Source organism: Colwellia sp. MB02u-14 (assembly GCF_014076915.1).
Classification (GTDB): domain Bacteria; phylum Pseudomonadota; class Gammaproteobacteria; order Enterobacterales; family Alteromonadaceae; genus Colwellia_A.
In genome coordinates this window covers 153184-169286 of the sequence record NZ_JACGUX010000072.1, presented here as the reverse complement: position 1 = coordinate 169286, position 16103 = coordinate 153184, and the positions used below count along the sequence as shown (strand labels likewise).

Sequence of the window (16103 nt, the reverse complement as noted above, 5' to 3'; positions counted from 1 at the left end):
GACTTAATTGAATGATATGACTTTTATTTTTATCGCTGATATTAATATCAAAAGCAATAGTAAAAGTTCAGTTTAAAGAATTTATAGCTATAGTATTCATCAATAAATGTTCGAGCACGTCATTGCTGACGAGGTAAAAATTAGCGCAAGGCTACTGCTCGTTGATAAGCCGATGAAACGGTTGACTCAAACAAAGATTCTAATTTTTTATCTTGCATAAGCGCATTTAACCCAGCAGCTGTCGTACCATTTTTACTGGTCACTGAATTACGTAAATTTTCGATATCTTCTTTATTGGTTAAAGCCAACTCCATTGAACCAGCGAGTGTGTTTAACACCAACTCTCTAGCGGTTTGGGGAGAAAATCCGAGTTTTATCGCCGACTCTATCCAGCAGCGTGCTATTTCAAATGCATAACCAGGCCCACTTCCTGCAACTGCAGTTACTCGGTCTAGCTCGTCTTCAGTGGCGGCTAAATGGGTATAACCTACCGCATCTGTTAACGCAACAGCGTTGTCAATTTGAACATCACTGCAACGTGAATTTGCGTAAAGTCCACTCACGCTTCGGCCAATTTGAGCGGGTAGGTTTGGCATCACTCGCACAACGGCCTGCTCACCAATCAGTTTTTCTATTGAAGCTACTGAATAACCCGCCGCAATCGAAATAATGCAACCTGAATCAGCAAGGTGTCGACGATACAAGGGTAATATTTGTTCAATAAGCTGCGGTTTAATCGCAATAACGATAATGTCGAAACGCTGGTCAGACAACTCGTCAATCGCTTGCTTGACGATAACACCTTGGGGCGCTTTGACTAATGAAGGATTAATAATAGTGATAGTGTGATTTGCAGAGGTTGCCCAACGAGTCAATAATGAGCCGCCCATTTTACCACAACCAATCATAAGTAATGACATGAAACTCCTGAGTTTTTTAGCTTACATTGAATGAAATGCAGATCGTTTTGCCGGTGTTCAGTATGAACTTTTAAAAGTCCTTAACGATATTTTTCAAAGAGGCGATCTTGAGTTCAATTGAAAAAATATGTTTTTTAGTATATGATCTCTGCACTCATTTGTCGATTGCCGTCAAATTCTAACGTTTTTAACCGACGTTTCAGTAATTTTTTATCTACTACTTTTAATGCGACCTTCGCAAATAAAACTGACTTTATAAGTAGTAAGCATAACTCTAATACGACAATAAAATATCACGGAAATAGCTGCAATTTGTTGAATCAATTTTGTAAACGATTCAAGCCGCTATTTAATTTAATTAATCAGAGTACGGAGTAATTTTGCCCTCATTTGAACAACAAAAAACTGATAAATCTTCTCGAAGCAAGCCACGTATCGTTATTAAAGTGGGTTCGAGTCTCTTAGCAAATGTTAAAAATTTAACGCCTAGTTTTGCTTTTATGCACGGTCTGCTAAGTGACATATCTTTGTTACGAGAACAAGGCTACGAAGTTGTATTGACATCTTCTGGCTCGGTAGCATTAGGTCTAAATACGGTTGGCTGCACTATTGAAAACGCCAGTGTTCAAGATAAGCAAGCCGCAGCGGCTTGTGGACAACCGATATTAATGCATGCCTACAAGCAAATTGCCCTTGAGTATGGTTTTGATATCGCTCAGGTTTTAGTTACCCTAGATGATTTAGAAAACAGACGTCGCTTTCTAAATATCAAAAACACGGTTCATCGTTTGATAAAACAAGGTGTAATGCCTATTGTCAATGAAAATGACACGGTGACCACGGAAGAAATTCGTGTGGGTGATAATGACAGACTTGCAGCTAAAGTTGCTCAGATGATTGGCGCAGAATATTTGTTTATTCTTACCTGTATCGATGGCGTGTATGACCGAGACCCTTCAGAAGAAGGCGCGGTTTTCGTTGAGTCTATCGAAGATGTTAGTAGTTATATGGAAGCGGCAAGTGGTACCAGTTCTTTAGGTACCGGTGGTATGCTGACTAAATTACAAGCCGCTAATATGGCGCAAAATGCTGGTTGTACTACTATAATTTCGAGAGGGACGATGGAAGATCCTGTTACCGGAATATTGCGCGGTGAACGCAGACACACTAAGTGTATCGCTCACTCATCACCTTCATCAGCATGGAATATCTGGTTAACAGACCGATTACAAATGGCCGGTAGTTTAGTGATAAAACAAGAAGTAGCTGATGCCTTATTTGGTGGTGACGAAGGATTTACCTGTCATGATGTTGTTTCAATACATGGCACCTTTGAACGCGCAGATGTGCTTCACGTCTATGATGAAAAAGGCGAAGAAATAGCACGTGGTTTATGTAATTTCTCATCAGATGAAACAGCAATTATTTCAAGCCGTCCAAATGAAACGGTTGAAAATATCCTCGGATATAGTGCTTCACAACGCTTGATCAATAGTGAAAACTTGGTTGTATTAAGTGAACATCATCTTTCTTGGGATGAACCTGTTCAAGATGCTTAACTGATTAAATAACCTCTGTAGCAGTGCAGAGGTTTTTTTATTTATTAAACGCGTTAATAATTCTTATCCGCTTAACGTTAGCCTCAACTAACCGACTATACTATTATTGTCTACAATCTCTTCTTTTTATAATTGAGTGGGCGATAAAGTGCCTCACTTCATCATCTAGCCTCGCCTATAATCACTCAATAGTGTTGATCTAATCGCTGAGTGTATTCGTATATAATTTTTTTAACCATCTGAATTCTATCTATGAAACGTTCTCTATACTGGGTGACCAATGATCTTCGTCTTAATGACAATATTGCACTCAACTTAGCCAGCAAAAGTGAACAATTACTTTGTGTATATGTCGTAGACAAAAGATGGTTCGAGCCTAATAACTATCAATCAAAACCTTTGGGTGATAAGCGATGGCATTTTTTACAAAGCTGTTTAAGTGATTTTAATCAGAGTTTATTAACGTTAGGACAGCAACTTTACATTGTTTACGGCGATACTCTATCGAGCTTAACCACGCTGTGTGAAAAACACCAAATTACTGATGTTATTACTACTCGTCTGCCGGGGACTTACGAAAATAGTTTGATTAATACACTGGCTCAGCATTTGCCTGAAGTAGAAATTAATCAAGTTGATCAATTCACTTTATTTCCACATCGTGCACTACCTTTTGCACTTGACCAGCTACCGGCAAGTTACTCTAAGTTTAGAAAAGTTATGGCTGATGTCACTATTTCAGAGGTTGTTCCAACGACTCAATCCTTGCCGAGTATGTTTGCAAATATGCCATCTCCCACTATCTTTAGGCCACAATGGTTACCTAATATGCCTTATCAAAGAGCTAAGCGTGGTTATAATTTCGATGGCGGTGAACAAAATGGTTTAGCACATCTCACGTACTATTTTTCGTCAAATCTTCCTTCAAAGTACAAAGAGGTTAGAAATAATTTAGATGGCTGGGAAAATAGCAGTAAATTATCTGCTTGGTTAAATTATGGCTGTATTTCTGCTCGACAAGTGATGAGTTCGATTATCCAATACGAAGAGCAACGCGGTAAAAATAGTTCAACAGAATGTCTGTATTTTGAGTTACTTTGGCGTGAGTACTTTCAATGGTTACATTTTAAAGTTGGCGTAAACACCTATAAATTTAAAGGGCTTGCTGAACACCTACCTTTGACCACATTTTATCCTGAACGGTTTAAGAAATGGTGCTCAGGTAATACACCTTATCCTTTAGTAAACGCCTGTATGAATGAATTAAAACATACAGGTTATTTAAGTAACCGATCAAGGCAAATTGTCGCTAGCTGTTTGGTTAATGAGTTGAGTGTTGATTGGCGCTATGGCGCTGCATGGTTTGAGGAACAGTTAATTGATTACGATGCTGCGGTTAATTGGGGAAATTGGCAATATATCGCAGGTGTAGGTGTCGATCCTCGAGGCGGCAGACACTTTAATCTTGAAAAACAATGCGTAATTTATGACCCTGAAGGTCTTTACCAAGCTAAATGGGCAGGGCAAAGTAATCAAATGACGCCACTAGATTCTGTTGATGCTTCAGACTGGCCTGTGCAAACGACAAGCCAGAATGTCTGACAATATTATTGAAGAAGTTGGTGTAGAGACTCGCGTTAATATTGTTTGGCTTAAGCGTGATTTGAGACTGAGTGATCATGAGCCTTTAGCGCAAGCGATTAAATCAGGAATAACCTTGCTTTATTATGCCTTTGAGCCTTTATTGATTAATGATCCACATTATGATGAACGACATTGGCGATTTGTAACCCAATCAATTGAAGATCTGAATGCACAGTTAGCTATTTTTAATTCGCGTGTGTATGTGTATTTTGGTGATGCAATAGCGGGTCTTAATGAAATTAATAACACTTTTAAAATAGACAAATTATTTAGTCATGAAGAAGTCGGTTTACTGTCAACGTATCAACGTGATAAATCTGTTGAAAAATGGTGCCAAGTACAAGATGTAGTCTGGCATGAAAGTGAGTTTGGTGCGGTAACTCGAGGCAAGAAGAATAGAATTGACTGGGATAAGCACTGGCGCAATGTTATGAAGGCATCATTAATTGAGCCTGAACTATCTTGTGCAGCCTTCGTTAATGTTGAATATATAGATAAATTGCCAGCGTCTATTTTACCTATAGCGTGGTCAATACCTGACGAATTTATGCTTAGAGGTGGGGAAGTCTGGGCACAAAGAACACTGCAATCCTTCTTAAAGGGTCGTGGTAAAGGCTATCACTTTGATATATCTAAGCCACAAGCAAGTCGTAAAAGTTGTTCTCGATTGTCTCCTTATTTAGCATGGGGCAATATAAGTTTAAGAGAGTTCTATCAAACTATTTTGATAACAAGATCAGAGCGGGGTTGGAAACGTCCAATAGATGCGTTGGCTTCTCGGTTACATTGGCATTGTCATTTTATTCAAAAATTTGAAAGTGAACACCAAATGCAATGGCGACCCGTCAATAAAGCCTATGATGACTTAATGTATCCTGATATCCATTGTGGACTGAGTGTTGATGAACGATTAAATAAATGGAAAATGGCGCAAACAGGCTATCCATTAGTCGATGCTTGTATGCGCTGTTTAGAACAAACGGGTTATATAAATTTTCGGATGCGAGCAATGCTGGTAAGTTTTTTGTGTCATCATTTGCTGGTTGATTGGCGTTTAGGTGTTACGCATTTAGCACAATTATTTCTTGATTTCGAACCAGGTATACATTACCCACAATTTCAAATGCAATCAGGTGTTACTGGTACGAATATTATTAGGGTTTATAATCCGGTTAAACAATCGTTAGAGAAAGATTGCGATGGTGAATTTCTTAGAAAATGGTTGCCAGAATTAATTGAATTGCCCAATGAAGTTATTCATACCCCTTGGGCACTTTCGCCAATGGAACAGCAGCTTTATCAATGTCAATTAGGTGAAGATTATCCATCGCCTATGGTTGATATCAATGAAACAGGAAAGATTGCACGGGACCTACTGTGGGGATTTCGTAATCGTTTTACCACTAAAAAAGAAGGTCAACGTATTTTAGCTAAACATGTTAGAAGCAATAAAAAATTAGCGAAAGCTAAAAAGCCTCAACAATTAAAAATTGAAGAAAGTGAATAATCAATTATAAATAGCCAATTATGCATAAAAAATTAATGTTACCTAAGAAAAGTTGCCTGACTTGTAAAAAAGATTTTACTTGGCGTAAAAAATGGCAAGCTTGTTGGGGTAATGTGCTGTATTGCTCAGAGCGATGTCGACGCAATAAAATACCATTATAAGCTAAAATAAATATTGAAAATTTAATTCCCTAATTCCCTAATTCAACTAAACGTAAGGTAAATTAATGAAGGCGAAACATCTTAAGCTTATATTAGGCGATCAGCTTAATCCAATGCACAGCTGGTTTGAACATATCGATGATGATGTTGTTTATGTTATCGCTGAGCTTCATCAAGAAGCAACTTATACCAAACATCATAGTCAAAAAATTACCGCATTTTTTGCTGCTATGAAAAGTTTTGCTGAAACCCTCGAGGGTAAAGGGCATCGCGTCTGTTACTTAACCTTAGATGATACTGAAAAATATCAAGACCTCCCTGAACTAATAAAAACCTTAGTTTCAAGCTATGCCAGTGAATTATTTACTTTTCAGCGTCCTGATGAATATCGATTGCGCGCGCAATTAAGCGAGATGTCAGCTCAATTATCGGTACCTGTCTATGAAGTTGACAGTGAACACTTTTTATTACCCTTTGATGAACTCGCTGATCATTTCAAAGCAGCTAGCCACGTAAGAATGGAAAATTTTTATCGTTTTATGCGCAAGCGTTTTGCTATTTTAATGAATGGCGCTAAGCCTGAAGGTGATGCCTGGAATTTTGATGCGAATAATCGTCAATCCTTTAAAAAAACCGATCTTAAATTTATTCCTAAACCACTGGTCTTTGACAACCCAGCAAGTGATTATTTACAACGGATAAAACATCATAAGATTGACACGATAGGGCGTGAATCTGAGCATGTTGCTTATCCTATTAATCGTCAACAATCGCTAGAATTATTAACGTTCTTTTGTGAACACCAGTTAGAGAATTTTGGCAATTTTCAAGATGCCATGACGGTAGCCTCACCTTATGCTTGGAGTTTATATCACTCGCGGCTCAGCTTTTCATTGAACTGTAAAATGCTTAACCCAATGGAAGTTATTCAAACGGCACTTGCTGCTTATCAATCGTCAGCAGGTAAAATAACACTTCCTCAAATTGAAGGCTTTATTAGACAAATATTAGGCTGGCGAGAATATGTCAGAGGTATGTATTGGGCTAATATGCCAAATTATGCCGAGCAAAACTTTTTAGACGCTAAACGTGATCTACCCGCTTTTTTTTGGAACGCAAACACTAAAATGCAGTGTTTAAGAAGCGCAATATCTCAATCACTTGAATACGCCTATGCGCACCATATTCAACGGTTAATGATCACTGGAAACTTTGCTTTATTGGCCGGTATAGAGCCTCGACAAGTCGATGATTGGTATTTAGGCATTTACATCGACGCGATTGAATGGGTGGAGTTACCCAATACCCGCAGCATGGCACTTTTTGCTGACGGTGGTTGGATAGCGACAAAGCCTTATGCGGCTAGTGGTAATTATGTCAATAAAATGAGTGACTATTGCAAAGGTTGCCATTACAACGTTAAAGAAAAAGTGGGCGCTAATGCTTGTCCATTAAATAGTTTGTATTGGAATTTTATTGATCAAAATTATGATAAGTTTGCCAACAATCATCGAATGAGTTTTCCTGTGCGTAACTGGGATAAAATGGATCCTGCCAAAAAAGTTGAAATTAGAGAGCATGCAACTCAGTTATTAAATAATCTAGATAAGCTATAGGCTCAATTGCTAGCGCTGTCTAGATAAGGTGACGTTCAGTAGATTGATAAAATTTAGGCTTTAATGGTCTTTATCTATTACTGGCGCGTATAAAAGTTATATTTATTAGATTTAGGATCTTTTTTATGCAATTCTCTATGGATGAAGAGTCAAGAATTATAGAAATGGCTTGGGAAGATAGAACGCCATTTGAAGCAATAGACCATCAGTTTAGTTTGCAAGAACCTGATGTTATTAAGTTTATGCGTAGTCACTTAAAACCAAAAAGCTTTAGGTTGTGGCGCACAAGAGTGAGTGGTCGCTCAACCAAGCATGTCAAATTAAGGAGTGCTGACGTATCGAGAGGATACTGCCCAACACAATACAAACAACGTTGATCAGCGCTATACAAAAAAATATCAATAAAAAGGGCATCTTATGATGCCCTTTTTAGTTAGTACTGACCCGTGCTTTTTATCTAATCAGTTGTTAATCGTCTTCAACTAAGGTCATCAGCGATGTATTACCACCTGATGCCGTGGTATCAATGCTAATCGTTTTCTCGGTTAATAGACGCTGAATTAAATTATCGAAATACTCTGAACTGATCACTGGCAATATTGCCCCTTGACGTTCAGCTAATTTCTCACTGATAAAGTGCTTACGGTCACAATGACTGTCGACCACAACACCGGACAAGGCAGGGTGCGCTAACATCGTTGATAAGTGGCGTAAACGTGCAACTTGAAAAACACCTTCATCGGCACCCGTTGAGAGGAACTTGTCTCTAAAGGCGATTGCTTCATCATAATACAAATCAGAAACAACACTAACAACGGTATTACCGGTAGCCAGCGCCGTTACAATAGACAGTACCCAGAAGTGAAAGCTCACCGTCGCATCGGCAAAACAGATAATATTACCGCGGTTTTCCAAATACAACACATTAGACTCACCGGTTGGTCCTGGTAAGAATGTAGGCTTTTTCAAACGCTTTTCAATATCAATCAACTGCGAACGAGCGCCTTTTAAGGTGAGATTTAGATCGTCGGCTAAATCATCAACAATATCAATATGCGCAATTTTGGCTAATAGCTGACGAACACAAGAAAGACGGGTATTTAACTCAGTTAAGCGCCAGCCTTTTTCTGCTGCATTTGCCTTGTCCATAAACAAAGTTGAGGCTTTATCTGATTCTTCATCACCATCTAAAGCTTCGACCTGCGAAGGTAGCAAGTTAAATTGTTCGGCATCTGGCGTAGCTTTTTCAATAACTAAACGTGTTAAGTAATTGGGTCCACCTGCTTTTGGTCCCGTGCCTGAAAGACCACGACCACCAAAAGGTTGTACACCTACAATGGCGCCAATCATATTACGGTTGATATAAACATTACCTGCGCGTGACAGCTTAGCTAAATCTAAGGCACGGTGTTCAATACGCGTATGAATACCCATAGTTAAACCAAAACCTGTACCATTAATTTTATCTATAACCGCTTCTATTTCATTGCCTTTAAAACGTACAACGTGCACACAAGGGCCAAAGACTTCTTTTTTAAGGACGTTAATATCTTTAATTTCATAAAGACGAGGCGCAAAAAAGAAATGCTCGTGACCGGCTACTTCAGCTGATATTTTACACTGATATAACAATTGACCATGGGTTTGCATATAGTCACTGTGCGCATCGAGCGCGCTGAGGGCTTTTTCATCAATTACTGGGCCGATATCAGTGCTTAAGTATTCTGGATTACCCACATGTAGTTCGGCTAAGGCACCCTTAAGCATAGTTATGACATTATCAGCGATGTCTTCTTGTAAAAATAATACACGAAGCGCAGAACAGCGCTGACCTGCCGATTGAAATCCTGAAGAAATTACATCGTCAACAACTTGCTCAGGCAAGGCAGTTGAGTCAACTATCATACAATTTTGTCCACCGGTTTCAGCGATAAAAGGGACTTGATCGCCCCCTCTATCAGCCAATGTTTGTGAAATTATTGTGCCGGTTTCAGTTGACCCCGTAAACATAACGGTTTGAATACGAGCGTCAGGCACAATAACACTGCCTACTTCGCTTCCGCGAGCAATAACCGCTTGAACAACACCTTCTGGTAGTCCAACCGACTCCATCAATTCAATGGTGCGCAAGGCAATTAAACTGGTTTGTTCAGCAGGTTTTGCTAATACGGTATTACCAGTAGCGATTGCCGCAGCAACTTGCCCTAAAAATATCGCTAATGGGAAATTCCATGGGCTGATACAGAGCACTACACCACGAGCTTCTAAGCGTTCATCCTCTTCGAGTTCAATCGCTTGGTTAGCATAATAGCGACAAAAATCAACCGCTTCTCTTACTTCATCAATACCGTCTTGAGCTATTTTACCGGCTTCTTTAATACATAACGCAATGAGTTCGTCCATATGGCGTTCAAGAATATCGGCAACACGGCATAATAGCGCTGCTCGCTCTGCAACGGGGGTTTTTGACCATGAAGCGAATGTTGCTTGCGCGGTATCGATCATCGCCAACATTTCATCTTTAGTATGATGTTGGTGAAAACCGATTATTTCACTATGATTAGCAGGGTTTTTAACCGCAATAGCACTTGCTGGCACATCTTCGATATTAATTAAGTGATCAGTAAACCAGTTATCTAATGACGATTTTAATGGCGTTATAGCAGTAATGTCAGTTAAGTCTAGTCCTTTAGAGTTATCACGACCCAGACCTTTTGCATCATGGTATAAGGCAATAGGTTTAATTATCTGGTTGTTATATTTATCTTTTAAACGCTGTGTTTTTTCAACCGGGTCACCCAGTAAAGACTCCACCGGTTGAGACTCATCGACAATGGCATTAACAAAAGAAGAGTTAGCACCATTTTCTAGCAAACGACGGACTAAATAAGCTAATAGCTCTTCATGATGACCAACGGGAGCGTAAATACGACATTGAATATTTTCACTTGAAACAATTTGGTCATATAAAGAATCTCCCATGCCATGTAAGCACTGAAATTCAAAACCTTCTTTATCGTCACCAGCTAACTCAACAATCGTAGCGGCAGTATAAGCATTATGCGTAGCAAACTGTGGGTAAATAGTATCTCTATATTCTAATAATTTGTTTGCACAGGCATGGTAAGAAACATCAGTAGAAGATTTACGCGTAAATACAGGAAAATGCTGAAGACCATCTTTTTGAGCATTTTTAATTTCAGTATCCCAATAAGCGCCTTTCACTAAGCGGACCATCATTTTTCGGTTGGCACGTAGCGTTAAGTCTCGTAACCAATCCACCACAAAAAGGGCGCGTTTTTGATAAGCTTGTAATGCCATACCAAAGCCTGTCCAGTCGCCTAAATCATTATCACTAAAAACAGCTTCAATAATATCAAGTGATATATCTAAACGTTCAGATTCTTCTGCATCAACCGTTAAACCGATATTGTAGCTTTTTGCTTGTAAACAAAGTGCCTTAAGTTTTGGCACAATTTCAGCCATCACCCGTGCTTTATGGGTAAATTCATAACGCGGATGTATCGCTGAAAGTTTGACTGAAATACCAGGAACTCTGCGAGGGTCACTTTTACCCGAAGCGCGGGCAACGCCGCCAATGGCATCTATTGCTACCTGATAGGCTTTAAAGTAACGGTCAGCATCCCCCATTGTACGGGCGCCTTCACCGAGCATGTCGTATGAATAGACATAACCTTGCTGTTCTTTAGTCGCCGCTCGTTCAGTCGCCGCTTGGATAGTTTCACCCATCACAAACTGCTTGCCCATAATTTTCATGGCGTAGTTCATTGACTTACGAATAACAGGCTCGCCTAAACGACCAATCACTTTTTTCAATAAACCAAAACGATCTTTTTTACGTTTATCGGCATAATTCACCATTGTACCGGTGATTAATAACCCCCATGATGAGGCATTAACGAACAATGAATCACTGCTGCCTAAATGGCTACTCCACTGTCCTTGAGAAATTTTGTCACGTATCAAGGCATCTTGAGTGTGTTTATCTGGCACACGAAGCAAAGCTTCAGCCAAACACATCAATACCACACCTTCTTCACTTGAGAGTGAGTATTCCTTTAATAAGGCATCTATCGCGCCATTTCCTGATTGGTCTTTACGAATTTGTAAAACCATTTTACGAGCTCTTTCCCAAGCTCTACTTCTAGCACTAACATTAACTTCTGCCACAGGTAGAATATGATCTACTGCTATATTTTCATCAATACGATAAAATTCACGAATTTTCTGACGAATTGGGCAGTCTGTGCTAAACGAACCATTAAAAAGCATATACTCTTCCTCAAAATGACTACATACCAGCTTGGTGTTATGTAGCGATAGTTACAATAGAATGTATTCGAGCATTCTAAATAAAAACAAATAGAATTTATGTGTTCAATTCTGATTCACTCAATTATAAATGTCACTAAAGTACAATACCACCATAGAATGTATTTCATGGTTAAATAAAATATAAAATATAAGGTATAAAATATAAAGCTGAGTAAAAACAATTCAACTAGGGGCTAAACTTCATTAATATTGTGCTAAACCTCTGTAAAAAGTGGGTTATTGATATTGATTGTTCTGGGGTAACCCTTCAGGAATTGAGCAAAGAAAGTAATAATATAGAAGGTAATAATATAGACGGTATGCTTAACAACATTCGTAGTATTGCTGATCAAACCTACCTACTTGGTTTCATGCGGCAATAGAAGTAGCTAGAACAGTTGAGCAAGAACGAGGTCGTAGAAGAAATTAATTCAAATTTAATGTCGATAGCTCGAGATACACTATTCTTACTGAAACAAGATCAATCTCTAGTGAGCGATTAAATAACGTATCAGAACAACTCGGAATTCAGGTTATTAAATTAAAACTAACCGGTTAAAAGACGCGATTGATTGACTTCGTATTAATGTTTAAGGAAAAGCCCAGACATGCTGGGCTTTATCAATATTAACGCTGAATTTTTAAAGGTTATTCACCTTTTGGATTATAAATCCAAAGAGCGTTATTAACATGCTTACTGGTGTCTTCACCAATTAAAACACGACCATCGTCCATCACGGCTAAATTATCAGGGTTTGATATACCATTAACATCACACTTGTTGCCATTAGCGTCGCCGTCTGAATTATAAGCTCCACCAACAACTACCGGTTCCATGCGATTAACGTTGAAGTCTGTTTGTACGCCAAAACGATATACCGCGCCACAATAGGCCGATGAATCAAGCTGAATATCACCAATTTCATCAACCATACCTTTACCTACTTCAGACATCGCAACATACATGAAAGGTACGGCACCACTAGCAACGCCATCGTAATTAATGACGACACCTTCCATTTTACGAAATTCAGTTGTTGCGCCTTTGGCTTTAGCTGCACGTAATGTTTCTAAAAATGCGTAGCGGTCATCGCCGGTTCCGTTAGTTGCCCAATCATCGATTTCGGTTTGAGGTATATAGCTGGTTTCACCTTCAATGTAATCAGCTTCCGTAATACCATTGTATGAATTTATCCAGGTTTTTATTTCGGTATTGTTGCTGCTGCCTAATTCTATCCATTGAATATCAAAACCAGCCTTTGCAGGTGACTTTGTCGCATCTTGCGTTAATTTAGCCGCATATAAAGTGCCGGCGCTTAAATCGCCTGCGTTAGTGGCAACAAATTTATAAAAGGCTTTATTTGAACCGTCATCAGTGGTGTAAACTGTTTTCCAATCGGGCATTACCACAGAGTTCTCATGAGCAACACGACCTAAAGTAAAATGTTTCACCGGTGTCGGGCTAGTAGAGGTTGGGTTAGTTATTTCAACAATATAACCGTAATCGTATGGGTTAGGTAATGTCGAGCTTGCCAAATAGGTTTGTAAATTTTTAACATCAGGGTAGCTAGGGTAACCATCTAAGTAAGCGGTGTTATTCCATTGCTCAGTATTTTCAGCTTCGTAGTTTTCTTCTGATGTCAAAGGGGTATTCCATGGTGATAGCGTACCAAAACAATTAATGATTGTGCCTAATACCGCTGAAAAATCAACGTTAATCGCATCACCTATTGTCCAAGTTCCACTGTCTTCTTTAGAGAGTTCTATTCGGCTCATTGCACCCGGACGGTCTTCCCATGCGGTGAATAAAAAACCCGTATCGCCACTAGCAGAAGTTGGCACAAAAGCATTGAAATCAGGATCTTGAGATTGCTTAATTTCAGTTGTTTTATCAGAAGTTGTAATAGCCCCTAAACCATGAGGGAGTTGGTTATTGAAAGTATCACCTGCTTGCCCCAAAACTTGGTAACTACCGGCAACAACACGCACTGCCATTTTTTCATCGTCTGTTAAAGGGACTGATAAACTCTCAGTCATTGGATCAAGCGTACTCCAGTCAAAACCAGTCACTACGCCTACTTTTGCTGGTGTTTCGTTACCTAACAAATCGGAAGGATGCTGAACATTAAAAAAAAGCTCATCGTTATCGGTTAAAAACATACCAGTAATTTCTGCACCAACCGGCACTGTCGCTAAACGGGTTAGCTTAGCTGCAGCGGTGATATTTTGTCCATTCGTACCGTTAGTACCAGCAGTACCATTGGCACCATCACTACCATTGACGCCATTTGTACCGTTTGTACCATCTAGTCCACTTGCACCATTCGCGCCGTTTAAACCATTTGAACCGTCATCACCACCACATGCCGTTAACATTGACGAACCGAGAATCACTGCTATTAACGTGGCTATTTTTCTTTTTCTTAGATTCAGCATTTTTATTTTCCTAGAGTTATGTGTAAAAACGCTATTAAAGTAATATTGGGGTGTGACAGTTAAATGACTTCTTTTTTACTTTATTGTTAAGAAAATATGAAGGCGTGCTTCAAATAACTGTAATAAAGGCCTTGTATGATTTACCCAATATATAAATGAATGGGTTATAAAGGCTTATGAAAAATTACGTTCTATTGTTGTGTTTACTTGTACTGTTTATCTTTATTGGTTTTTCAGGTTTTTCAAAAAGCGATGATATGGATGCAGGTTTATTGCCATCTGTAGCGTTAAATCAAATTATTACACCTACAGCGAATGGTAGCTTGAATGAAGAAGCGCCTATCCCTTCGCAGTGCTATACCAAAACAGCAGGAAGTAATAATCCTTGTTATACCTGCCATCAAACTTACCGCACGACTGAAGATACCCCTTATCGCACAAATTTACGTAATGACGGCGTTAACCAAGGGCTTTATAACTTTTCAGATGAAGGTGAAATTAACAGCTGGAAAAACCTATTTGTTAACCGTGAACCTTGGATAAAAAAAATATCAGATGAACAAATAGCACAATACATAGATGAAGATAATTACAGTAAGTTGCCTAAAAAATTGAAAGAAACTGGCTGGCAAGGCTTTATCCCAGACTTAAAGGATTATCATCTAGCAAGTGAAGCCTTCAACGATAAAGGCATAGCAAAAGATGGCACTGGTTGGGTTGCCTTTAATTATAAACCATTTCCAGGGACGTTCTGGCCAACCAATGGCGCAACTGATGACGTATTAATTCGTTTGTCAGAGGAGTTTAGGGAACTCAATGGTAAATATAATGAAAATGTCTATTTAATCAATCTGTCTTTGGTTGAAATGAGCATTAAATCATTAGCCGAAATAGATATTTTTCCAGCCGATGAAACAAATATCAATAAAGATTTAAATAAAGATGGGCAGTTTACCGCACCGGTCGAATTACTATTGGCTCAAGAGTATTTTGTTGGTGACGCACAACATATTAAAGTGCCCCGTCAGCAATATCCCGTTAATACCGAAATTATGCATTCGGTGCGTTATATTGGTATAGACGAAAAAGGCGAAACTTATATTCCTCAGCGGATGAAAGAATTGCGCTATATGACCAAAACACAGGTATTAACTGACACCGAAATAGACAGTGCCTATCGCCGAGAGCGTAAAGAGAAACTTGATGAACAATTACCCAGTTATATTCGCGTTAAAGACCGTGGTTTTAATAATAAGTTTGGCTGGCTGATTCAAGGTTACATTGAAGATTATAAAGGTGAATTAAGGCCTCAGTCTTACGAAGAAACTTTCTATTGCATGGGGTGTCATTCTGCTATTGGTACAACGATTGATCAAACGTTTGCTTTTCCACGTAAAGTAACGGGTAGGGCAGGCTGGGGTTATATTGATTTGAAAGGCATGAAAGATGTGCCATCAATAGGGCAAAAAGAAGGTGAGATTTTACAATACTTACAAATCAATGGTGGTGGTAATGAGTTCCGTGAAAACATGGAGATGCAAAGCAAGTGGTATAAAAAAGATGGTTCGGTTGATAAAGAAAAAGTCATGCAAGCTGATGTTTATACGTTAATTACCCCTTCAAAACTGCGTGCTTATGCCATGAATAAAGCGTATACCCAAATTGTGAGAACACAGAGTTTTATTTACGGACGCGATGTCAATATTACGCCTGCGATTAATGTTCATAAAACGATAGATGAATCAGTTGCCCCTTTAAGACCAGCACATCGAGTCGAAGGGTGGGACATCCGCTTAGATTGGTCTGATAAAGCGGTCGATTAACGCTACTAAGCCCACTTTTATCGAGTATCACTTGAAGTTTCACTATTATTGACCCGTCAATAATAGTGAAATGCGTTTTTTATATAAAAATCGTACCTCTTT

General features: G+C 39.0%; 10 protein-coding genes. 7 read left to right on the top strand and 3 right to left on the bottom strand.

Translation table 11 applies throughout. The features are described from left to right. Positions 1–140: 140 nt before the first annotated feature. Positions 141–920: a pyrroline-5-carboxylate reductase gene (locus H4J52_RS10260; protein WP_182179249.1), complete on the bottom strand. Its 780-nt coding sequence runs from the start codon at positions 918–920 to the stop codon at positions 141–143. A 380-nt stretch (positions 921–1300) separates the two neighbouring features. Here H4J52_RS10260 and proB point away from each other — a divergent pair, with 380 nt between their 5' ends. The 6 genes from proB to H4J52_RS10230 all read left to right on the top strand — a co-directional run bounded on the left by proB (position 1301) and on the right by H4J52_RS10230 (position 7784). After that, entirely contained in the window at positions 1301–2479 is a 1179-nt protein-coding gene (gene proB / locus H4J52_RS10255; protein ID WP_182172711.1) for a glutamate 5-kinase, read from the top strand. Positions 2480–2731: 252 nt separating this feature from the next. After that, positions 2732–4081: a DASH family cryptochrome gene (locus H4J52_RS10250; RefSeq protein ID WP_182179251.1), complete on the top strand. Its 1350-nt coding sequence runs from the start codon at positions 2732–2734 to the stop codon at positions 4079–4081. Continuing rightward, positions 4074–5630 carry a cryptochrome/deoxyribodipyrimidine photo-lyase family protein gene (locus H4J52_RS10245; protein ID WP_182224604.1) on the top strand — a complete coding sequence of 519 codons (1557 nt, stop codon included), beginning with the start codon at positions 4074–4076 and terminating at the stop codon, positions 5628–5630. Before H4J52_RS10250 ends, H4J52_RS10245 begins: the two co-directional genes overlap by 8 nt. 20 nt (positions 5631–5650) lie before the next feature. Then, positions 5651–5791, top strand: coding sequence for a DUF2256 domain-containing protein (locus H4J52_RS10240; protein ID WP_182179255.1), 141 nt, complete (start codon positions 5651–5653; stop codon positions 5789–5791). Between the two features lie 65 nt (positions 5792–5856). Continuing rightward, positions 5857–7407: a cryptochrome/photolyase family protein gene (locus tag H4J52_RS10235; RefSeq protein WP_182179257.1), complete on the top strand. Its 1551-nt coding sequence runs from the start codon at positions 5857–5859 to the stop codon at positions 7405–7407. A gap of 125 nt (positions 7408–7532) precedes the next feature. Continuing rightward, the gene (locus tag H4J52_RS10230; RefSeq protein WP_182179259.1) at positions 7533–7784 is read left to right on the top strand and encodes a TIGR03643 family protein; all 252 of its coding nucleotides are present in this window, start codon (positions 7533–7535) and stop codon (positions 7782–7784) included. 91 nt (positions 7785–7875) lie between these two features. Here H4J52_RS10230 and putA read toward each other — a convergent pair whose 3' ends face one another. Together putA and H4J52_RS10220 are read right to left on the bottom strand one after the other, a co-directional pair. Then, positions 7876–11700, bottom strand: a complete 3825-nt coding sequence (putA, locus tag H4J52_RS10225; protein ID WP_182179261.1) for a bifunctional proline dehydrogenase/L-glutamate gamma-semialdehyde dehydrogenase PutA — start codon at positions 11698–11700, stop codon at positions 7876–7878. A 690-nt stretch (positions 11701–12390) separates the two neighbouring features. Further along, the gene (locus H4J52_RS10220) at positions 12391–14178 is read right to left on the bottom strand and encodes a PhoX family phosphatase (protein WP_182179263.1); all 1788 of its coding nucleotides are present in this window, start codon (positions 14176–14178) and stop codon (positions 12391–12393) included. Between the two features lie 176 nt (positions 14179–14354). Here H4J52_RS10220 and H4J52_RS10215 point away from each other — a divergent pair, with 176 nt between their 5' ends. Next, positions 14355–16001 carry a hypothetical protein gene (locus tag H4J52_RS10215; RefSeq protein WP_182179265.1) on the top strand — a complete coding sequence of 549 codons (1647 nt, stop codon included), beginning with the start codon at positions 14355–14357 and terminating at the stop codon, positions 15999–16001. Positions 16002–16103: the final 102 nt, after the last annotated feature.

What these genes read in the sequence shown, in the direction of transcription:
- H4J52_RS10235 (WP_182179257.1), top strand. Translation starts at nt 5,857, where the DNA reads ATGAAGGCGAAACATCTTAAGCTTATATTAGGCGATCAGCTTAATCCA.
- H4J52_RS10220 (WP_182179263.1), bottom strand. Translation starts at nt 14,178, where the DNA reads ATGCTGAATCTAAGAAAAAGAAAAATAGCCACGTTAATAGCAGTGATT.
- H4J52_RS10240 (WP_182179255.1), top strand. Translation starts at nt 5,651, where the DNA reads ATGCATAAAAAATTAATGTTACCTAAGAAAAGTTGCCTGACTTGTAAA.
- H4J52_RS10245 (WP_182224604.1), top strand. Translation starts at nt 4,074, where the DNA reads ATGTCTGACAATATTATTGAAGAAGTTGGTGTAGAGACTCGCGTTAAT.
- putA (WP_182179261.1), bottom strand. Translation starts at nt 11,700, where the DNA reads ATGCTTTTTAATGGTTCGTTTAGCACAGACTGCCCAATTCGTCAGAAA.
- H4J52_RS10260 (WP_182179249.1), bottom strand. Translation starts at nt 920, where the DNA reads ATGTCATTACTTATGATTGGTTGTGGTAAAATGGGCGGCTCATTATTG.
- H4J52_RS10215 (WP_182179265.1), top strand. Translation starts at nt 14,355, where the DNA reads ATGAAAAATTACGTTCTATTGTTGTGTTTACTTGTACTGTTTATCTTT.
- H4J52_RS10230 (WP_182179259.1), top strand. Translation starts at nt 7,533, where the DNA reads ATGCAATTCTCTATGGATGAAGAGTCAAGAATTATAGAAATGGCTTGG.
- H4J52_RS10250 (WP_182179251.1), top strand. Translation starts at nt 2,732, where the DNA reads ATGAAACGTTCTCTATACTGGGTGACCAATGATCTTCGTCTTAATGAC.